General features: G+C 68.5%; 20 protein-coding genes. 12 read left to right on the top strand and 8 right to left on the bottom strand.

The genetic code is table 11. The features are described 5' to 3' along the window. Position 1: 1 nt before the first annotated feature. The 3 genes from ACWCPQ_RS24165 to ACWCPQ_RS24155 are packed head-to-tail and all read right to left on the bottom strand — an operon-like array spanning position 2 to position 2,165. Positions 2-682, bottom strand: coding sequence for a GntR family transcriptional regulator (locus ACWCPQ_RS24165; RefSeq protein WP_449902610.1), 681 nt, complete (start codon positions 680-682; stop codon positions 2-4). Continuing rightward, positions 669-1,400: a maleate cis-trans isomerase family protein gene (locus tag ACWCPQ_RS24160; RefSeq protein WP_449902608.1), complete on the bottom strand. Its 732-nt coding sequence runs from the start codon at positions 1,398-1,400 to the stop codon at positions 669-671. Before ACWCPQ_RS24160 ends, ACWCPQ_RS24165 begins: the two co-directional genes overlap by 14 nt. Positions 1,401-1,445: 45 nt before the next feature. After that, a complete protein-coding gene (locus tag ACWCPQ_RS24155; protein WP_449902667.1) occupies positions 1,446-2,165 on the bottom strand; it encodes a maleate cis-trans isomerase family protein in 720 nt (239 codons plus the stop codon). A 107-nt stretch (positions 2,166-2,272) separates the two neighbouring features. Between ACWCPQ_RS24155 and ACWCPQ_RS24150 the strand changes: the two genes are divergently transcribed. From ACWCPQ_RS24150 to ACWCPQ_RS24140, 3 genes are all read left to right on the top strand, one after another. Then, positions 2,273-3,238 (top strand): D-2-hydroxyacid dehydrogenase, encoded by a 966-nt coding sequence (locus ACWCPQ_RS24150; protein WP_449902605.1) that lies wholly within the window; start codon positions 2,273-2,275, stop codon positions 3,236-3,238. A gap of 14 nt (positions 3,239-3,252) precedes the next feature. After that, a complete protein-coding gene (locus ACWCPQ_RS24145) occupies positions 3,253-4,656 on the top strand; it encodes an amidase (RefSeq protein ID WP_449902603.1) in 1,404 nt (467 codons plus the stop codon). A gap of 211 nt (positions 4,657-4,867) precedes the next feature. Beyond that, positions 4,868-6,166: an APC family permease gene (locus ACWCPQ_RS24140; protein ID WP_449902666.1), complete on the top strand. Its 1,299-nt coding sequence runs from the start codon at positions 4,868-4,870 to the stop codon at positions 6,164-6,166. Positions 6,167-6,215: 49 nt separating this feature from the next. Here the strand turns inward: ACWCPQ_RS24140 and ACWCPQ_RS24135 are convergent, their stop codons facing one another. From ACWCPQ_RS24135 to ACWCPQ_RS24125, 3 genes are all read right to left on the bottom strand, one after another. Continuing rightward, a complete protein-coding gene (locus tag ACWCPQ_RS24135; protein ID WP_449902602.1) occupies positions 6,216-6,710 on the bottom strand; it encodes a DUF3830 family protein in 495 nt (164 codons plus the stop codon). Further along, a complete protein-coding gene (locus ACWCPQ_RS24130; RefSeq protein ID WP_449902601.1) occupies positions 6,710-7,957 on the bottom strand; it encodes an aspartate aminotransferase family protein in 1,248 nt (415 codons plus the stop codon). The genes ACWCPQ_RS24135 and ACWCPQ_RS24130 overlap by 1 nt, the downstream gene beginning before the upstream one ends. A gap of 267 nt (positions 7,958-8,224) precedes the next feature. After that, complete coding sequence (locus ACWCPQ_RS24125; RefSeq protein WP_449902664.1) at positions 8,225-8,932, bottom strand: metal-dependent transcriptional regulator; 708 nt, start codon at positions 8,930-8,932, stop codon at positions 8,225-8,227. 217 nt (positions 8,933-9,149) lie between these two features. On the opposite strand from ACWCPQ_RS24125, the gene ACWCPQ_RS24120 reads away from it, so the two are divergent. The 4 genes from ACWCPQ_RS24120 to ACWCPQ_RS24105 all read left to right on the top strand — a co-directional run bounded on the left by ACWCPQ_RS24120 (position 9,150) and on the right by ACWCPQ_RS24105 (position 14,658). Beyond that, complete coding sequence (locus ACWCPQ_RS24120) at positions 9,150-10,115, top strand: bifunctional riboflavin kinase/FAD synthetase (protein ID WP_449902599.1); 966 nt, start codon at positions 9,150-9,152, stop codon at positions 10,113-10,115. A 187-nt stretch (positions 10,116-10,302) separates the two neighbouring features. Further along, positions 10,303-10,572, top strand: a complete 270-nt coding sequence (gene rpsO / locus ACWCPQ_RS24115; RefSeq protein WP_058854000.1) for a 30S ribosomal protein S15 — start codon at positions 10,303-10,305, stop codon at positions 10,570-10,572. Positions 10,573-10,970: 398 nt separating this feature from the next. Beyond that, positions 10,971-13,268 carry a polyribonucleotide nucleotidyltransferase gene (locus ACWCPQ_RS24110; protein WP_449902597.1) on the top strand — a complete coding sequence of 766 codons (2,298 nt, stop codon included), beginning with the start codon at positions 10,971-10,973 and terminating at the stop codon, positions 13,266-13,268. After that, entirely contained in the window at positions 13,243-14,658 is a 1,416-nt protein-coding gene (locus ACWCPQ_RS24105) for a M16 family metallopeptidase (RefSeq protein WP_449902595.1), read from the top strand. Before ACWCPQ_RS24110 ends, ACWCPQ_RS24105 begins: the two co-directional genes overlap by 26 nt. Positions 14,659-14,766: 108 nt before the next feature. Here the strand turns inward: ACWCPQ_RS24105 and ACWCPQ_RS24100 are convergent, their stop codons facing one another. After that, positions 14,767-15,108, bottom strand: a complete 342-nt coding sequence (locus ACWCPQ_RS24100) for an ArsR/SmtB family transcription factor (RefSeq protein ID WP_449902594.1) — start codon at positions 15,106-15,108, stop codon at positions 14,767-14,769. 90 nt (positions 15,109-15,198) lie between these two features. Here ACWCPQ_RS24100 and ACWCPQ_RS24095 point away from each other — a divergent pair, with 90 nt between their 5' ends. Then, the gene (locus ACWCPQ_RS24095; protein ID WP_449902592.1) at positions 15,199-16,398 is read left to right on the top strand and encodes an MFS transporter; all 1,200 of its coding nucleotides are present in this window, start codon (positions 15,199-15,201) and stop codon (positions 16,396-16,398) included. 2 nt (positions 16,399-16,400) lie between these two features. On the opposite strand, the gene ACWCPQ_RS24090 is transcribed toward ACWCPQ_RS24095, so the two are convergent. After that, complete coding sequence (locus tag ACWCPQ_RS24090) at positions 16,401-16,796, bottom strand: VOC family protein (RefSeq protein WP_449902591.1); 396 nt, start codon at positions 16,794-16,796, stop codon at positions 16,401-16,403. Positions 16,797-16,933: 137 nt separating this feature from the next. On the opposite strand from ACWCPQ_RS24090, the gene ACWCPQ_RS24085 reads away from it, so the two are divergent. From ACWCPQ_RS24085 to ACWCPQ_RS24070, 4 genes are all read left to right on the top strand, one after another. Next, positions 16,934-18,034 (top strand): alcohol dehydrogenase catalytic domain-containing protein, encoded by a 1,101-nt coding sequence (locus ACWCPQ_RS24085; protein WP_449902589.1) that lies wholly within the window; start codon positions 16,934-16,936, stop codon positions 18,032-18,034. Between the two features lie 478 nt (positions 18,035-18,512). Beyond that, positions 18,513-19,265: a 4-hydroxy-tetrahydrodipicolinate reductase gene (gene dapB, locus ACWCPQ_RS24080; RefSeq protein ID WP_449902586.1), complete on the top strand. Its 753-nt coding sequence runs from the start codon at positions 18,513-18,515 to the stop codon at positions 19,263-19,265. Further along, entirely contained in the window at positions 19,262-19,762 is a 501-nt protein-coding gene (locus tag ACWCPQ_RS24075) for a hypothetical protein (protein WP_449902584.1), read from the top strand. Before dapB ends, ACWCPQ_RS24075 begins: the two co-directional genes overlap by 4 nt. Before the next feature lie 20 nt (positions 19,763-19,782). Further along, positions 19,783-20,235: a flavodoxin family protein gene (locus tag ACWCPQ_RS24070; RefSeq protein WP_449902582.1), complete on the top strand. Its 453-nt coding sequence runs from the start codon at positions 19,783-19,785 to the stop codon at positions 20,233-20,235. Positions 20,236-20,257: the final 22 nt, after the last annotated feature.

The raw sequence follows: 20,257 nt of genomic DNA, 5'->3' as shown, positions 1-20,257 counted from the left end.
GTCAGCCGGGAATCGGCTCCGCGGCGTATCGGACGCGCAGCCGCTGGACCGCGTCGTCCATATGGTCGCGCAGCAGCTGATGGACCCGGGGCGGCGCGGCGGCGCCGATCGCTTCGCGCAACGCCACATGTTCCTGGGCCTGTTCCCGCAGGTCCGGGTAGGTGGTCTGCAATGCGCCCAGGCACATCCTGGTCTCGATCAGCAGGGTCCGGGCCGCGCGCACCAGCCGCGGGCTCCCGGCCGCTGCCACCAGTGCCTCGTGGAACTGCCGGTCGGCGTCGGAGACGCCCGCCGGATCACCCGCCTCGGCGCGATCCAGCATGGCCGCGACGCTCGGCGCCAACGCTTCGTAGGCGACCTCGCGGCGGTCGTCGAGAATGAGCGTGAGCGCACCGCCCTCGATGGCGGTACGGGATCGATAGATATCGACGACATCGGCGAGCGTCAGTTCGATGACGAAGATCCCGCGGTTGCGGATGCTGTGCAGCAGGCCCTCCGACACCAGCCGCTGCATCGCCTCCCGCACCGGTCCCCGGGAGACCCCGAACTGTGCGGCCAGATCGGCCTCGCCCAGCTGGGCGCCCGGCTCCAGCCCACCGCGCACGATCGCCTCGCGCAGTTTGTCCGCGATCATCTCGGCGGTGGACCGCTGATTGACCGGTTCGAAATCAACCACCGACATGGGTAGACCTTTCCGCGAACAACGCCCCCAGCGATGACGATATCGGGGTGGCACCGGCGAGCCGCAATCCTTCCCAGATGGTGACCTGGTTGGCGGTGAGTACCGGTTTGCCCAATGCGGCTTCCAGCCGCGGCAGGACCTCGAGCGTATGCATGGCGGTATCGGGGATCAGCAGCGCTTCGGCGTCGGGATGATCGTTGGCGAGGGCGAGTTCGAGCACCTGGTCGTTGGTGAGGGTGCCGACCTCCGCCGCGGTTTCGATCCCCGCGCTGCGGAACGCGACGATGGTGATCCCGGCATCGGCCAGGAAGTCGGCGAACAACCGCGCGACGTCGTCGGGATAGCTCGCGGCCACCGCCACCCGCCGGATACCGAGCTCCCGGGCCGCCGCCACGAAGGCGAAACTGGTGCTGGAAGCGGGGACTCCGGCGGCCTCGGCCAGGCCGCGCACCTGCTGTTCGGCCCCGTCCGGGCCGTAGACGAAACTGCCCGAGGTGCAAGCCCAGACGACCGCGTCGGGCCGGTGCGCGGACAACTGCGCGGCACCGTCGCGGAGCTTGTCCGGGCTGCCGAGATCCAGCAGTTCGGGCACCGCGTGCAGATCGGTGCCGTAGATATGGGCGACCGGCAGGCGCGCGCCCAGGATCGATTCCGCGCGCGGGTAGTCGTCCTCGGCGGCGTGGTCGGGGTAGATGAAACCGATCGTCGGTACCGGCATGATGGCTCCGTTCCTGGTCGGGGTGCCGTCGGGCGAAGGCATGGGTCAGAACACCTCCAGCAGCCAGCGGCCGGGGCCCATCATGGGCAGTTTCATTCGCCCCAGGCAGGCCCACATGGTGAGTTGGTTCGCGGTGAGGATCGGTTTGCCCAGCATCTTCTCCAGCGGTTCGATGATGTCGTAGGTGGGAAGATTGGTGCAGCTGACGAAAATCGCCTCGGCCTTGGGGTCGTCGGCGCCGATGATGCGCTCGGCGATGGTGCGGTAGTTGACCTTCCAGATACCGCCGCCCAGGCCCAGATGCTCGGAGCGGACCACCGAACAGCCGGCTTCGTCGAGGAAATCGCGTAACTTGCCGGTGAGGAGCTCGTCGTACGGGGTCATCACGGAGATCTGCCCGATATTGAGATGCCGTACGGCTTCGAGCAGGGCGCCGGAGGTGGTCACCGCATTCGCGGCGCCGGCCCGGCAGATCGTGTCGCACAGGGACCGTTCGTATTCGATCCCTTTGATGAAACTGCCGGAGTTGCACAGATAAGCGACGACCTCGGGCTCGACGTGCAGCACATTGCGGGTCGCCGCGGTGAGATGTACGGCATCGGAGACCAGTTCGGCCATGGCCAGCGATACCGGTACCGGTTCGTACGGGGTGCGTGCCAGGTGCAGGCTCACCTCCAGCGGTACCCAACGCCAGAGTTCGCGCTCCAGCGCCAGGTCGAACGGTGCGATGACACCGATGCCCCGCTGCGCGACCGGGCCCTCCATATCGGGAAAATCGAACTCCACTGCGGCCCCTCTCGCGCTCAGCCGGGTAGACCTCCGAGAACGATCGGATTGTTGACAATCATACGATGTGACCATACCGTGTCAATATGGAATCGGGCCCGATTGTCACCGTTGTGCACAGTGGCCGACCGCCCGATCCGGCCCTCATGGCGCCGGTGAGTGCGCGGGCCACGGTGCGGTACACCGACTCCGCCGGACTGGCGGACGCGCTGCCCGGCGCGCAGGTACTGTTCGTCTACGACTTCCAGACCCCGGCGCTGCCGGATGCCTGGCACGCGGCCGACCGGCTGCGCTGGGTGCACGTCGCCGCGACCGGTGTCGATACCGTGCTCTTCCCCGAACTGCGCGCCGGCGATGTCGTCGTCACCAACACCCGAGGTGTATTCGATACCGCGATAGCCGAATACGTGCTCGGCCAGATCCTCGATTTCGCCAAGGATCTCGCCGGCTCCAATCGGTTGCAGCAGCAACAGATCTGGCAGCATCGGGAATCCGAGCGTATCGCGGGGTCCACCGCGCTCGTCGTCGGCACCGGGGCGATCGGCCGCGCCATCGCCGGACTGCTGCGGGCCGCCGGAATGCGGGTCCGCGCCGTCGGCCGCCGCGCCCGCAACGATGATCCCGATTTCGGGGTGGTGACCACCGATCTGTACGCCGAACTTCCCTGCGCCGATTACGTCGTCGCCATCGCCCCACTCACCGACCGCACCCGGCATATGTTCGATGCCCGTGCGTTCGGCGCCATGAAACCGCATGCCCGCTTCATCAATGTGGGACGCGGCGAACTGGTCGTGACCGACGATCTCGTCGACGCGCTGCGCGCCGGTGGAATCGCCGGCGCCGCACTGGACGTGGTGGACCCGGAGCCGCTACCGTCCGGCCATCCACTGTGGACACTGCCCACGGCGCGCGTCACGCCGCACAATTCCGGCGATTTCGTCGGCTGGCGCGCTGAGATGGTCGCCGCGTTCGCCGCCAATTTCGACCGTTGGTCGGCCGGCCGTCCGCTGGACAATGTCGTCGACAAAACGCTGGGGTACGTGCCCGGCTGAAGGAGGGCCCCAGAATGAGCCACCCCGAGACCCCCCGACCGACCGACCCCGCCGAGATGACCGCGGTGGAACTGGTCTCGGCCTATGCCGCCGGGACACTGTCCCCGGTCGAGGCCACCGACGCCGTTCTCGCCGCCATCACCGCGCGCGATGCCGATATCAACGCCTTCTGCCTGGTCGACCCCGACCGGGCACTGGTGCAGGCCAAGGAATCCGAGGCCCGCTGGCAATCCGGACACGTCCGCGGCCTGCTCGACGGTGTGCCGATCTCCATCAAGGACATCTTCCTCACCGAGGACTGGCCGACCCGCCGTGGTTCGCTGAGCATCGGCCCGGAAGGGCCCTGGCCGGTGGACAGCCCCGTGGCGGCGCGGGTCCGAGAGGACGGGATGGTGATGGTCGGTAAGACCACCACCCCGGAGATCGCCTGGAAAGGTGTGACGGACAGCCCGCTCACCGGGATCACCCGCAATCCGGTCGATCCCGCCCGCACCGCCGGTGGGTCCTCCGGCGGCAGCGCGGCGGCGGTGGCGGCCGGTATGGGACCGGTATCGGTCGGCACCGACGGCGGCGGCAGCGTCCGGATTCCGGGGTCGTTCTGCGGCATCGTGGGATTCAAACCCACCCACGGGCGTATCCCGCTGTATCCGGCCAGTCCGTTCGGTCCGCTGGCCCATGCCGGGCCGCTCACCCGGACAGTCGAGGACGCCGCGCTGTTGCTCGATATCCTCGCGCTGCCGGATCCACGCGATCCCACCGCGCTCGCGCCCACATTGACCACGTTCCGGGGTCAGATCCAGCGCGATGTCCGCGGTGTGACCGCTGCCTATTCACCGACACTCGGCTATGTGCGGCCGGATCCGGAGGTCGAGGCGATCGTCTCCGCAGCCGTGGCCGAACTCGAGGCCGCCGGGCTCCGTGTCTCGGCCGCGGACCCGGGGTTCGCCGATCCGCGGGACGCCTTCGACATCATGTGGGCCGCGGGCGCCGCGGCTATGCTCGCGACGTTCCCGGAAGGTGCCCGCGAAAATGCCGACCCCGGCCTGCGCCGGGTGTGGGAACACGGTGAAACCCTGTCCGCCACCGACTATCTCGATGCCCGCGCGGTTGCTGCCCAGGTGGCGATCACCATGGGGACCTTCCATACCGCCTACGACATACTCATCACCCCCACCGTCCCGATCACCGCGTTCGCGGCGGGGCACGATGTGCCGCCCGGCAGCGGAATGTCGGACTGGCCGGATTGGACGCCCTACACCTATCCGTTCAACCTCACCCAACAGCCGGCACTGAGTATCCCGGCCGGACGGACGAGCGAGGGACTACCGGTCGGGCTGCAGATCGTGGGCCCCCGGCACTCCGACGATCTGGTGCTCGCGGTGGGACGCTACGCGGAAGCGGTCCTCACCGGGCGTTGACCGCGTACTACGGCCGGCCGGTGCGCGCGTTCACCCGTCACGGTCGTTCCGCGGCCGCCGGCGTCCGGTGCGCCCCGGATCGGCCTGTGCCGGTCCTGATCGGCCGGCCGGATCGCAACCGGGTACCGGCGACCGGTAGCGCGGCATATCGGCGCGTCGCACGGACCCCGACCAGGGGCTCTATCCTCGGCTTCGAAACGAGGACAGGAGGATCGTGTCCCACGACGAGCCGGTCGGTGCCGCGCGCCCGCGAGAGGCGGGGACGCTACGCCGCCGTCTGGGGGTGGGCGATGCCGTGGTCGTCGGGCTCGGTGCGATGTTCGGTGCCGGTGTCTTCACCGCGATCGCGCCGGCCGCACGAGCGGCCGGGTCCGGTCTGCTGATCGGGCCGGCGGTAGCGGCGGTGGTCGCCTACTGCGACGCCATGTCCTCGGCCCGGCCGGCGGCACGCTACCCGTCGTCGGGTGGGGCGTACGTGTACGGACGCGAACGGCTGGGTCCGTTCTGGGGTTTTCTGGCCGGGTGGACCTTCGTGGTCGGCAAGACCGCTTCCTGCGCGGCTATGGCGCTCACGGTGGGGATCTACATCCGGCCGGACCGGGCGCACGCGGTGGCGGTGGCGGTGGTGGTGGGAGTGACCGCGATCAACTGGTTCGGGGTGCAGAAATCGGTATGGGCGACCCGGGTCGTCGTGGTGTTCGTATCGGTCGTGCTGATCGGCGTCGTGGTCGCGGGTCTCGGTTCGGGCTCTGCCGACTTCGCCCGGCTCGAACTCGGGCCGGATACCACCGTGGCCGGGGTGCTCCAGGCGGCGGGCCTGTTGTTCTTCGCCTTCGCCGGGTACGCGCGGATCGCAACGCTCGGCGAAGAGGTCCGCGATCCGGCCCACACCGTCCCCCGGGCCGTACCGATCTCCCTGGCCCTCGCGCTGGGTATGTACGCGCTGGTCGCGGTGTCGGCGCTGCTGGTGCTCGGACCGGGACGGCTGGCCGGGTCGGCGGCGCCGCTGGCGGAGATGGTGCAGGTCGCGGGTGTCCGATGGCTGGAGCCGGTGGTTCGTGCCGGAGCGGCCGTGGCGGCGCTCGGTGCGCTGCTGGCCCTGCTGCTCGGAGTGTCACGAACCACCCTCGCGATGGCGCGTGACCGGCACCTGCCCGCGGTGCTGGCGGCAGTGCACCCGCGATTCGCGGTACCCCGTCGTGCCGAACTCGCGGTCGGCATCGCCGCCGCCGCGCTCGCGGCGACCGCCGATATGCGCGCGGCGATCGGGTTCTCCTCGTTCGGCGTGCTGCTCTATTACGCTGTCGCCAACGCGGCGGCCTGGACACTGGGGCGCGCGGACCGCCGCCGGTTGCGGCCGGTCGCCGCGCTCGGGTTCGCCGGCTGCCTCGTCCTCGCGGTCACCCTGCCGGTATCGGCGGTGGTCGCCGGCGCCGTGGTGATCGGGATGGGAGCACTGAGCTACGGTTCGCGCCGTCTCGTTGCCCACGGCCGGGCGGCCGGACGGTAACGGCCGACCGACCGCCCGCCCGGCTGTGCAGGTGCCCGGGGCCCGGCGGTCAGGCGCGGGCGAAGGCGAGGGATTCGCCCGCTACACCGTGCAGCCACAATGCGTTGCAGGCGGTGGCGAGTTCCGGCAGCCCCTCCTCGATGGTCGCGAAGACATTGCCCGGGACCCAGCCGAGATCACCGTTGATGAGCAGGTTGTTCCGGCCGTAGAAGAGTGCGAGATCGGTGGCGCCCTGATCGTGATGGGCGGTCGATCCAGGCTCGTACCCGTAGGCCGGATTGCCTATTTCCCACGGCTCGAAATCGAACAGGCAGATATCGCCCGGAATCGGGGTGACCGTGGGGTTCTCCCGATGTGGGGCGCCGGGAATCCGGGGCACCAGGGTGTACACCTCGTTGCGGGCGTACTTGGCGTGGAAGGCGTCCCCTTCCTGAGGGAGAGCCTCCCATACCGCGGCGCAGGTGCGCGGTGCCGCGTCGTCGAGAAGCCGGGCCCGGCAGGTGATTCCGGCCTTGGTGAGGGTGATCGTGATGTAGCGCGCCATCAGAGACCCAGCCCGCCGAGCACGTCGGACCAGATGGCCAGGGCGTCGGTGATCTGCTCCTCGGAGACGATGAGCGGCGGGATCATCCGCACCACGTTCATATGGGCACCGCAGGTCAGCAGCAGCAGCCCCTTCTCGGCAGCGAGTTGCTGTGCGGCGGTGGCCGTTTCCCGGTCGGGTGTGCCGTCGGGAGTGGTGAATTCCGCGCCCACCAGCAGGCCCAGGCCCCGGACATCACCGATCGCCTTGGATTCCGTGGCCCGCACGCCGGCCAGGAGCTGATCACCGCGGACTGCCGCGTTCTGGACCAGGCCCTCCGATTCGATCACGTCGAGAGTGGCCAGCGCGGCGGCGCAGGCCACGGCATTACCGCCGTAGGTGCCGCCCTGTGACCCGGGCCAGGCGCGCCCCATGAGTTCCGCCGAGGCGGCGATACCGGAGATGGGGAAGCCGCTGGCCAGCCCTTTCGCCATGGTGATCACATCGGGCCGGACGTCGAAATGCTGGTGGCCGAAGAACTTTCCGGTGCGGCCGAAACCGGTCTGGATCTCGTCGAAGATCAACAGGATGCCGTACCGGTCGGCGCGTTCGCGCAGCCCCTGGAAGAACTCCCGGTTGCCGGGAATGTAACCGCCCTCGCCGAGGACCGGTTCCACGACGAAGGCGGCCGTCTCAGCGGGTGAGGTGAGGGTGGCGAAGATGTAGTCGAGTTCGCGCAATGCGAAAGCAGTGGCCTCGGCCTCGGTCCAGCCGTACCGGTAGGCGGTGGGGAAGGGGGCCACGTGTACGCCGGACATCAGCGGGCTGAAACCGGCGGAGAAGCGGGTTCCGGAGGTGGTCATGGTCGCGGCGGCGACGGTGCGACCATGGAAGCCGCCGTGGAAGACGATCACATTGGGGCGGCCGGTGGCCTGCCGGGCCAGCCGCAAGGACGCTTCGACGGCCTCGCTACCGGAATTGGCGTAGAACACCGAATCCAGCCCGTCGGGCAGCACGGTGCCCAGCCGCTCGGTGAGTTCCAGCATCGGCCGGTGCATCACGGTCGTGTACTGGCCGTGGATCAGCTTGCCGACCTGTTCCTGTGCCGCGGCGACCACCCGGGGATGGCAGTGGCCGGTACTGGTGACCCCGATACCGGCGGTGAAATCGAGAAACCGGCGGCCGTCGACGTCGTAGAGGTAGCAGCCGGCACCGTGATCCACGGTGACCGGGGTGGCCTGCTTCAGGATCGGGGAAAGTTCGGCCATGGTTGTTCCGCCTCCCGGGACGGTCGGTACGGCGGGCCGGACCGACGGGTGTGCGAGGCCGAGTGAGGTCCACTCGGAAATTGTCGGATTGTTGACAATATGAATAGCACGTCGGCCCCCTTCTCGGCAATGCCCACGGGATACGGGCGCAGGGGTCCGCGGCGGGTTCCGGCCTCGTCGCCCCGGGCGCGTGGTGAGTCGATCAGGCGTGTGGCGGACGGACCGCGGTCGGGCCGTCGCACCGGCCGCGGGCGCGCGCGGTACCGGTCAGTCCCGGAGCCAGATCGCCTCGGCCGCGATGCTACCGAGATCGGTGAGGGTCTCCTCGCGCCCGATCCGCACCGCGATGGTCCCCGCGAAATCGCGGCGCTCCACCACCACGATCACCGTGTCCAGGGCGATGCCCACCGAGTCGAAATACCGCAGCATCTCCGGATCGGAATCGGAGATACGGGCCACCCGGCCCGTATCTCCGGCCTCGAAATCGATCAACCGGCGGGCCGGCGGTGTCGGTACGGCGCCATCCACGGACGGAATCGGATCCCCGTGTGGATCGCGGTCCGGGAACCCGAGTTTCGCGTCGATCCGCGCCATCAGCAGGTCCGAGACCGCGTGCTCCAGGATCTCCGCCTCGTCGTGCACCTCGTCCCAGCCGTAACCCAGCTCGCTCACCAGGAATGTCTCGATCAGGCGATGCCTGCGCACCATCGCGATGGCGGCCCGGCGGCCCTCCTCGGTCAGCGTGATGGAGCCGTAGCGGGCGTGCTCCACCAAGCCCTGGTCCGATAATTTGCGCACGGCCTCCGACACCGTGGAGGCGGAGACGCCGATACGTTCGGCGAGCAGTTTGGTGCTCACCCGCTCCTGCGACCACTCCTGGGCCGTCCAGATGACTTTCAGATAGTCCTGCGCCACCGACGACAGTCCCGGAGCGACCGATTCCCCGGCGTCGGCGAGGTCCCGTCGGGTGGCGATATCTCGTTTTCCGGGCACGATCACGAGCTTAGGCACTCCCGCGCCGATCCACCTAGACGGCGCAGCCGGGCACCGCCCGCGCCCGGCCGGAGCGGATACGAAGGCGCATCGATGACGTCTCCTCCGGGAAACCCGGTGTTCTCCCGCGCGTTGCGCAGTCGAACACCCGCCGCACCCGAATACGGTACGGGCGCATGTTTGCGTAGGCTTGGCGTCTGTGCAGAGGTGGCGAAGTCTCGACGACGTACCCGCGGACTGGGGGCGGTGCGTTCTCACGATCGGCGTATTCGACGGTGTTCATCGCGGGCACGCGCAGTTGATCAGCCGGGCGGTGAAGTCCGCTGCCGCGCGTGATGTCCCGGCGGTCCTGATGACTTTCGATCCACATCCGATGGAGGTGATCCGGCCCGGGTCCCACCCCGCGCAGCTCACCACGCTCACCCGCCGTGCCGAACTGGCCGAGGAACTGGGTGTGGACGTCTTCTGCGTCATGCCGTTCACTCACGACTTCATGAAGCTCACCCCGGGTGAGTACGTGCACGATCTGCTGGTGGAGCGGTTACATGTCAGCGAGGTGGTGGTCGGCGACAATTTCACCTTCGGTAAGAAGGCCGCGGGCACTGTCGCCACCATGCGCGAACTCGGCGGGCGGTTCGGTTTCGAGGTCGACGCGGTGACGCTGCTGGGCGAGCATGCCGTCACCTTCTCCTCCACCTATATCAGGGCCTGTGTGGACGCCGGGGACATGGCCGCCGCCGCCGATGCGCTGGGCCGCCCGCACCGGGTCGAAGGGGTGGTCGTCCGCGGCGACGGTCGCGGCCGGACCCTGGGCTTCCCGACGGCCAATGTCGCACCGCCGATGCATGCCGCCATTCCGGCGGACGGGGTCTACGCGGGCTGGTTCACCGTACTGGGGCCCGGTCCCACCATCGGAACGGTGACTCCCGGCGAGCCGGTGATGGCCGCGATCTCGGTCGGCACCAACCCCACCTTCTCCGGGCGGGCCCGCACCGTCGAGGCCTATGTCCTGGACCGGGAGGCCGACCTCTACGGCCAGCACGTGGCGGTGGATTTCGTGGACCATCTGCGGGGTATGCGGAAATTCGATTCGGTCGACGAACTGGTCGCGGTCATGGGCCGGGATGTGGAGACGACCCGCAAGATCCTCGGTTCCGGGAGCTGAGCCCGCGGCCCGATGCGGGTATCGGGTGCCCGTTCCTGTAGGGTTTCTCGTCGGGTCTGCTGCGGTCCGCGGCGGCGCCCATCCCGGAACTCCGGCCGGATCATCACGATATTCGCCTTCGCCGATATCGGGTGCTGTGGTCACCGGGCCCTCGCGCGCGGAACTGAGAAACAGGAGTGGATGCCCCATGGCGTTGACCACCGAGCAGAAGAAGACCATTCTCGCGGAGTACGGTCTGCACGAGACGGACACCGGTTCGCCGGAGGCCCAGATCGCGCTGCTGACCAAGCGTATCTCCGATATCACCGAGCACCTGAAGGTGCACAAGCACGATCACCACACCCGCCACGGGCTGATGGCGCTGATCGGTCGTCGCAAGCGGCTGTCGAAGTACCTGGCGAACAACGACATCAACCGGTACCGCAGCCTGATCGAACGCCTCGGCCTGCGGCGCTGATCGATCTTGAACACGCCCGGTTCCATGAGCCGGGCGGTACGTATGCCGACGGGGCGCATACAATCGCCTCGTCGGCATTTTCGTGTACCGGGGGTCTCCCGGATGCGAAACGACAGAACCAGCCGTGCACACCCGCGCTCGTGGCGTCGGTCTTCGGTAGTGGCTTTTCGGCCCGGTCGTGAACGCCGGAGAGCTTCGATCGATGACCGCCTCCGCGTCGCCGGCTCCAAGGGGAGCCCGGCCGGGTGTACGCGCCGCAGCACGAATACGGCTACCGCTGACCCCGACGGTCACCGCGGTTCCGCCGACGCGCCGCGTTCGAACCTGGTACGGCTGACACAGCCGGATCGCGCCACCGGGCGCTGTATCCGGCGAGACGAGAGGTTGAGAACAGAGAAATGCCAGAAACGATTGAACGCTCGAAGAGCTCGGCCATCGAGGTCGAACCGGGTGTTTTCGAATCCGTCGCGCTGATCGACAACGGCGCGTTCGGCACCCGCACCGTTCGCTTCGAAACGGGCCGGCTCGCGAAACAAGCCGCCGGATCGGTCGCCGCCTACCTGGACGACGAGACCATGCTGCTGTCGGCGACCACCGCCGGTAAGCACCCCAAGGACCAGTTCGATTTCTTCCCGCTGACCGTCGATGTCGAGGAGCGGATGTACGCGGCGGGCCGGATCCCCGGGTCGTTCTTCCGCCGCGAGGGCCGTCCCTCCACCGACGCGATCCTCACCTGCCGCCTGATCGACCGGCCGCTGCGCCCGTCGTTCGTCGACGGCCTGCGCAACGAGATCCAGGTCGTGGTGACCGTCCTGAGCCTGGATCCCAAGGATCTCTACGACGTGGTCGCCATCAACGCGGCCTCGGCGTCCACCCAGATCTCGGGCCTGCCGTTCTCCGGCCCGGTCGGCGGCGTGCGGGTCGCCCTGATCAACGATCCGGCGGTGGGTACCGCCGCGGGCGGCCAGTGGGTCGCCTTCCCGACCGTCGAGCAGCTGGAGAAGGCTGTTTTCGATATGGTCGTGGCCGGCCGGGTCACCGAAACCGGCGATGTCGCGATCATGATGGTCGAGGCCGAGGCCACCGATAACGTGATCGAGCTGATCGACGGCGGCGCGCAGGCGCCGACCGAAGCCGTGGTCGCCGAGGGCCTCGAGGCCGCCAAGCCGTTCATCGCGCGGCTGTGCCGGGCGCAGCAGGATCTGGCCGAACTCGCGGCCAAGCCCACCGAGGAATTCCCGCTGTTCCCGCCGTACGCCGACGACGCGTACGCCGCGGTCGAAGAGGCCGCGAAGGCGCCGCTGTCGGAGGCGCTGAGCATCGCCGGTAAGCAGGAGCGCGACGAGAAGATCGACGAGATCAAACTCGAGGTGCTGTCCCGGCTGGGCGAGCAGTTCGAGGGCCGGGAGAAAGAACTCGGCGCCGCGTTCCGCTCGGTGACCAAGAAGCTGGTGCGCCAGCGCATCCTCACCGACGGATTCCGGATCGACGGCCGTGGTCTGGCCGATATCCGTGCGCTGTCGGCCGAGGTCGCCGTGGTGCCGCGGGCACACGGTTCGGCGCTGTTCGAGCGTGGCGAAACCCAGATCATGGGTGTCACCACCCTCGATATGGTGAAGATGGCGCAGCAGGTCGATTCGCTCGGCCCGGAAACCTCCAAGCGCTATATGCATCACTACAACTTCCCGCCGTACTCGACCGGTGAGACCGGTCGCGTCGGTTCGCCGAAGCGTCGCGAGATCGGCCACGGCGCGCTGGCCGAGCGGGCGCTGATGCCGGTGCTGCCGAGTCAGGAGGAGTTCCCCTACGCGATCCGGCAGGTGTCGGAGGCGCTGAGCTCCAACGGCTCCACCTCCATGGGCTCGGTGTGCGCGTCGACCCTGTCGCTGCTCAACGCCGGTGTGCCGCTGAAGGCGCCGGTCGCGGGTATTGCCATGGGCCTGGTGTCGGACACCGTCACCAATGAGGCCGGTGCGCAGGAAGTCCGTTATGTCGCGCTGACCGATATCCTCGGCGCCGAGGACGCCTTCGGCGATATGGACTTCAAAGTCGCCGGTACCCGAGGCTTCGTCACCGCCCTGCAGCTCGACACCAAGCTCGACGGGATCCCCTCGCAGGTGCTCGCCGGTGCGCTGAGCCAGGCGCACGACGCCCGCACCACCATCCTGGACGTGATGGCCGAGGCCATCGCCACCCCGGACGAGATGAGCCCGTACGCGCCGCGCGTCACCGCGATCAAGATCCCGGTCGACAAGATCGGCGAGGTCATCGGGCCCAAGGGCAAGATGATCAACCAGATCACCGAGGACACCGGCGCCAATATCTCCATCGAGGACGACGGCACCGTGTTCGTCGGGGCCACCGACGGCCCGTCGGCGCAGGCGGCGATCGACGCGATCAACGCGATCGCCAACCCGCAGCTGCCCAAGGTCGGCGAGCGGTTCCTCGGCACGGTCGTCAAGACCACCGCGTTCGGCGCGTTCGTCTCGCTGCTGCCCGGCCGCGACGGTCTGGTGCACATCTCCAAGCTGGGCAACGGCAAGCGCGTGGCCAAGGTCGAGGACGTGGTGAACGTCGGCGACAAGCTGCGCGTGGAGATCGCCGATATCGACAACCGCGGCAAGATCTCGCTGGTCCCCGTCGACGAGAGTGCCGACGAGGCGCCCGCCGATGCGGACGCGGCAGCGACCGAGTAGTACTGGTCGTGTGACGGAGCAGAAAACGACGGCCCCCCTGCGCCCCAGTGGGCAGGGGGGTTCGTCATCGGCGTGGCGGATCGGCGAAACGGTCGATATCGACAACGGAGTGCGGCGTACCGTCCTGCCGGGTGGACTGCGGGTGGTGACCGAGCAGGTGCCCGGTGTCCGTTCGGCCTCTGTCGGGGTCTGGGTGGGGGTCGGTTCGCGCGATGAGGGTCCCACCGTCGCCGGTGCCGCGCATTTCCTGGAGCATCTGCTGTTCAAGGCGACGCCGACCCGTTCGGCGCTGGATATCGCCGAGGCCATGGACGCGGTCGGCGGCGAACTGAACGCCTTCACCGCCAAGGAACAGACCTGCTACTACGCCCATGTGGTGGACGAGGATCTGCCGCTGGCGGTGGACCTGGTCACCGATGTCGTGCTCAACGGATTGTGCCGGGCAGCGGATGTCGATGTGGAGCGCCAGGTCGTGCTGGAAGAGATCGCGATGCGTGACGACGATCCGGAGGATCTCGTCGGTGACGCCTTCTTGACCGCGTTGTTCGGCGACCATCCCATCGGCCGGCCGATCATCGGCTCGGTGGAATCCATCGAAGGGATGCGGGCGAGTCAGTTGCGCTCCTTCCATCAGCGTCGATACACGCCCGACCGGATGGTCGTCGCGGTGGCGGGCAATATCGAGCACGAGCACACGGTGGAACTGGTGCACCGCGCGGTCGCCGCTCGACTCGATCCGGGCGCACTGCCCGCCCCGCGGCGCGAAGGCCGCTTCCGCACCCGGGAAGAGCCGCGGCTGACCTGGTCCAACCGGGACAGCGAGCAGGCGCATCTGGTGTTCGGGGTGCGGGCCTACGGTCGTCACGAAGGGCAGCTGCGCTGGCCGCTGTCGGTGCTCAACACGGTGGTCGGTGGTGGCCTGAGTTCCCGTCTGTTCCAGCGCATCCGGGAGGAGCGCGGGCTCGCCTATTCGGTGTACTCGAGTGTGGACACCTTCGCCGACACCGGCGCGTTCTCGGTGTATCTGGGCTGTCAGCCGGAGAACCTCGGCGAGGTGGCGACGCTGGCTCGCGGAGTGCTCGAGGAGGTCGCCGCCGACGGCATCACCGATGCCGAATGCGCCCGGGCCAAGGGTTCGCTGCGGGGCGGGCTGGTGCTGGGGCTGGAGGATTCGGCGTCCCGGATGAACCGGATCGGGCGCAGCGAACTGAGCTACGGCAACCATCGCAGCGTTTCCGAGACCCTGGCCCGGATCGATGCCGTGACCACCGAGGAGGTCGGTGAGATCGCGGCGGCGCTGCTGTCCCGGCCGTTCGCGGCCTCGGTCGCGGGGCCGTATCGACGGGTGCGGGACCTACCGGCTCCGGTGCGGCGGCTCGCCGCGAGCTGATCGGCCGGACGCGGCGGTGCCCGGCTCGCACACGACGCGGGCGCGCGGGTTCGGCGCGGGCGCGGTCCGGAGGCGTTGTCTCGGACGGCCGGTGGTGCGGTCGGTCGTTCAGTCGTTCGGTTCCGGGACGGCGCGGTTGGCGGCATCGACCACCGAATCCAGCAGGCCGGGCAGAGCCCGGTTCAGATCGGCGGTGCGCAGCCGCTGATGGGTCTGTCCGTCGATCACCAGCCGCTCGATCACGCCCGCGTCGCGCAGCACCTTGAAATGGTGTGTGGCGGTGGATTTGTTGATGACCTCGTAGAGCGCTGCGCAGCGCACACTGTCGTCGGCATTGTGCAGGCGTCGGACCATTTCGAGGCGCACCGGATCCTGGAGCGCCGCCAGGACCACGGGTAGTGGTGCCACCGGCAGGTTCGAAGAGTCCGTGGTCGGTGTGGTCTGCGTCATGATCCACTCGCTTGGGTTTGATGATCATCGAACCTCGGATAGGCTCGATGCAGTTCGATCAACGTCAAACTTACCTGTTTCGGGGTTCTCATGGCAGCGACAGCGGCGGTACGCACCGACGACAGAACAATTCAACCCTGGGCCTACGGACTGGTCCTGGGCGCGACCGGGGTGGCCCTCGGCGTATCCGGGGTCCCGGCACCGCTCTACGGCCTCTACGAACAGCAGTGGCACCTGTCGCCGCTCACCACCACCGTGGTGTTCGCGGTGTACGCGCTCGCGGCGCTGGCCGCCGTGCTGGTCTCCGGCCGGATCTCCGACGTCGTCGGCCGCAAACCGGTACTGCTCGGGGCGTTCGCGGTGATGATCGCCGGTCTGGTGGTGTTCGTACTCGCCGACACCGTACCCATGCTGTTGCTCGCCCGGGCCCTGCACGGAATGGCGGTCGGCGCGACCGTGGTCGCGGGCGCAGCGGCCCTGCTCGACCTGCGACCGCAGCACGGCGCGCGGTCCGGCCAACTCACCGGTGTCGCGTTCAACGTGGGTATGGCAGTGGCGATCATGGGCTCGGCGCTGCTCGCCCAGTACGCGCCCCATCCCTTGCGCACACCGTACGTGGTGATCAGCGTCATCTGCCTGCTCGTCACCGCCGGAGTGCTGGCGCTCCGGGAACCACACGCCGCACGGGTATCAGGCCGCATCCGGATCGCCCGCCCGGGCGTACCCCGCGAGATCCGCGCCGACTTCTGGTTCGCGGCCATGGGAGTCATGGCCGCCTGGTCGGTACTCGGCGTCCTGCTGTCGCTGTACCCGTCCCTCGCCGCACAACAGACCGGTATCCACAACCTCGTCTTCGGTGGTGTCGTGGTGGCCGCGACAGCCACCTCGGCCGCTGTCGTCCAACTGTTCGCCACCGCGATCCCGGCCCGGCGCGCTGCCGTCGCGGGCGATATCGGTATGGCGGCGGCACTGGTCCTGACCGTGCCCGCGCTCGGAACCCACAACTGGGTGGCCGTACTGATCGCCGGAGTCCTACTGGGATCCACCTTCGGCCTCGGCTTCGGCGGATCCCTGCGCCACCTCTCCCATGTGGTGCCCGAACATCGGCGTGGCGAGACCATGTCCGCCTACTACCTGCTGGCCTACACCTCCATGGCCCTGCCGACCGTACTCGCGGGCTGGGCCGCCACCACCTGGGGCCTGCACACCGTGTTCCCGTGGTTCGCCGGTATCGTGGCCCTGGCCTGCCTGGGCGCCGCGACGCTGGGATTGCGCCGCGGCGACCGATAGGGCTACGCCGGCCATCCCCCGTAGGGGACCGTGATCAACTCCATGTAATGACCACTGGGATCCAGGAAGTACACGCCGCGCCCGCCGTCGTTGCGGTTGATCTCGCCCGGGGTCCGTTGCTGCGGATCGGCCCAGTGCTCGAGACCGTAACGCTGGATCTTGGCGTAGGCGGCGTCGAATTCCGGCTCCGAGATCAGGAACGCGTAGTGCTGACCCTGGATCTCGGTGATATGACCGGGGACGTTCGCGAAATCGAATGTGACCCCGTTACCGGTGACCAGCGGAATGAACGGGCCCCATGGGGCACCCGGTTCCAGCCCCAGGATATCGGCCCAGAATTCGGCCGACGCCCGGTTGTCACGGCATCCGACAATGGTGTGGTTGAACTGAACGGACAAAGGAATATCTCCTCGAGTCGTGATGGTCCCGACCCCGGGCTCGGTACAAGGCGGCCAACGGGAGCACCATCACGGCACCCGAGAATAGTCCTAACCGGATCACGAGCAAATCCGCGGCGCGGCCTACCGTGGTGACCATGAGAATTCGTGGGGCAGTCCTGGAACGGATCGGCGCATCCGTGCCGTACGCCGAATCGGCACCGATCACCATCAGCGAAGTCGATCTCGCCGACCCCGGCCCCGGCGAACTCCTGGTCCGGATAGAAGCCGCGGGACTCTGCCACTCCGACCTGTCGGTCGTCGACGGCAACCGGGTACGACCGGTACCGATGCTGCTCGGCCACGAAGCCGCCGGCCGGATCGTCCAGGCGGGCCCGGGCACCGACCTCCCTGTCGGACAGCGCGTCGTGATGACCTTCCTGCCACGCTGTGGCGACTGCGCCGGCTGCGCCTCCGGAGGCCGCACCCCGTGCATCCCGGGCAGCGCGTCCAACAATGCCGGCGAACTGCTCGGCGGCGGCCGGCGACTACACCGCGAGGGCGCCGAAGTACACCACCACCTCGGCGTATCCGGTTTCGCCACGCATGCGGTGGTGGACCGGCGTTCGGTGGTGCCGGTGGACGACGACGTACCACCGGAGATCGCCGCCGTACTCGGCTGCGCGGTACTGACCGGTGGTGGCGCACTGCTGAACTCGGCGAAACCCGCCCCCACCGACCGGGTCATGGTGGTCGGCCTCGGCGGTGTCGGAATGGCGGCGGTCCTGGTCGCGGTATCGCTGGGCGTCCGGGAGGTCATCGCCGTCGATACGGTGCCGGACAAACTGGCGCTGGCCCGGGAACTCGGGGCCGACAACGCCTTCACACCCGCCGAACTCACCGACCGGGGCATCCAGGCCGAAATCGTGGTCGAGGCAGTGGGTTCCGCGCGCGCCTTCGAAAGCGCGGTCGCGGCCACCGCGCCCGGCGGCGTCACCGTGACAGTAGGCCTGCCCGCCCCCGACGCCCGCGCCAGCATCTCACCACTGGGCCTCGTGGCACAGGGGCGCTCCATCATCGGCAGCTACCTCGGCTCGGCGGTTCCCGCCCGCGACATCCCGGAATACGTCCGGATGTGGCGGACGGGCCGGCTGCCGGTCGAGAAACTGATCTCTGCCCGAATCGGACTGGCGGACATCAACGCAGCCATGGACGAACTCGCGGCCGGCCACGCACTGCGTCAGGTGATCATCTTCTGAGGTGGGTTGTGTTTTTTGCTCCGCTTTCGGCGGGGCGGGCGGGGCCCTCGTGACCCCGGTTCTTCACTCCGGTGATCGGTCGCTGCGCTCCTTCGCTCTGTCGCTCCAGAACCGGGGCGGGCTCCGCCTTTGTGGTGCGCTCCGCCTACGGCGTCGCCGGTCGGGGCTGTCGTGACCCGGTTCTCACTTCTGCGATCGGTCGCTGCGCTCATCGCTTCGTCACTCCGGGGCTCCGGGCCATTGAGATGGGCGGCGTGGATCGAAGATCTGGGAAAGGCGTGTGTCGGCCCGGCTCGGCACGCCGCTGGGCCATATGCGTGACGTCGCTCTTCCGCGGGCGGCCGCGCGGGCTCGGACGTTGCGCTTTCTCGATACCGGGGCAGGTTCGGGTCCCGAGCAGGCCGGCATGGGCCGGAGTTGCGCGTGGAACGAACACAGTAGGCTCGTGCGCAGTCCGACGACAGTAGGGAGTGGCGAGGTGACCGAACCGATTCGGGTTGGCGTGCTGGGAGCGCGGGGCAAGGTCGGGCAGGCCATCTGTGTGGCGGTCGACGCCGCCGCCGACCTCGAACTGGTCGCCGCGGTCGACAAGGACGATCCGCTGGACCGGTTCGTCGAATCGGGCGCCCAGGTGGTCGTCGACTTCACCCATCCGGATGTGGTGATGGGCAATCTCGAGTTCCTGGTGGCGAACGGTATCCACGCGGTCGTCGGAACGACCGGGTTCGACGATGCCCGGTTGGACCGGGTGCGCGGCTGGCTGGCCGACCGGGCCGAGGTCGGGGTGCTGATCGCCCCGAATTTCGCGATCGGGGCCGTACTGTCCATGCGGTTCGCCGAACAGGCCGCCCGGTTCTTCGAATCGGTCGAGGTGATCGAACTGCATCATCCGAACAAGGCCGACGCACCGTCGGGCACTGCCTATCGGACGGCCGGGATCATCGCCGAGGCCCGGGAGAAGGCCGGTGCCGGCCCGATCCCCGACGCCACCACCACCGAACTCGACGGGGCACGCGGCGCCGAGGTCGGCGGGGTGCGGGTGCATTCGGTGCGGTTGGCGGGACTGGTCGCCCATCAGGAGGTGCTGTTCGGCACCCAGGGGGAGACGCTGACCATTCGGCACGATTCGATCGATCGGTCCTCGTTCGCGCCCGGGGTGCTGCTGGGTGTGCGCCAGATCGGTCTGCGGCCAGGGCTGACCGTCGGGCTCGACCCGTTCCTCGACCTGTGAGCGAATCCGCCGAGGAGCCGGGCCGGGACCGCGAGGTCCTCAAGATCGTCGCGTTGCTGGCGGCGCTGGTTCTGGCATTGATCTTCTATTTTCTGTGGCTCGGCCGGATCGCGGTGGCCCTGCTGACCTCGGGTGAGGTCGCGGCCACGGCGCTCGGTATCGGCGTGATGATCCTGCCGCTGCTGGGGGTGTGGATGGTCGTGTCCACGATCCGGGCCGCACTGGATCATCAGCGGCTGGCCCGCCGTATCCACGACGAGGGACTGGAACTGGATACCGCGGATCTGCCGCGTCGCCCGTCCGGTCGCATCGAACGCGACGCCGCCGACGACCTGTTCCGTTCGGTGCAGAAGGAATGGGAGGCCGACCCGGACAATTGGCGGGTGTCCTACCGGCTGGCTCGCGCCTACGACTGCGCCGGTGACCGTTCCCGCGCCCGGGACACCATGCGCCGGGCAGTGGAACTGGAGAAGCGGGAGCGTGAAGCCGGGGCCTGACAGCCGTTAGGCTCGGCGATGTGCCGAGGTTGCTGATCGTCCACCACACTCCGTCGCCGCATATGCAGGCGATGTTCGAAGCGGTGCTGTCGGGTGCGACCGACCCCGAGATCGAAGGTGTGGAAGTGGTTCGGCGGGCGGCGCTGGCACTCACTCCGGACGAGATGCTGGCCGCCGACGGCTATCTGCTGGGGACCCCGGCCAACCTGGGCTATATGTCCGGTGCGTTGAAGCATGCGTTCGACACCTGCTACTACCCCTGCTTGGACAGCACCCGGGGCCGGCCGTACGGGCTGTACGTCCACGGGAACGAGGGCACCGAGGGCGCCGAACGGAGTGTGGAATCGGTGACCACCGGCCTGGGCTGGGTCAAGGCCGCGAATTCGGTGGTGTCGATGGGCAAACCGGCGAAGGACGACCTCGAGCGGTGCTGGGAACTGGGTGCGACGGTGGCCGCCCGGTTGATGGGCTGATCGGCGCCGGCCACACCGCACG

Source organism: Nocardia sp. NPDC001965 (assembly GCF_053594175.1).
The sequence above is the reverse complement of the archived record's forward strand: the minus strand, read 5'-3'. Positions and strand labels throughout refer to the sequence as shown.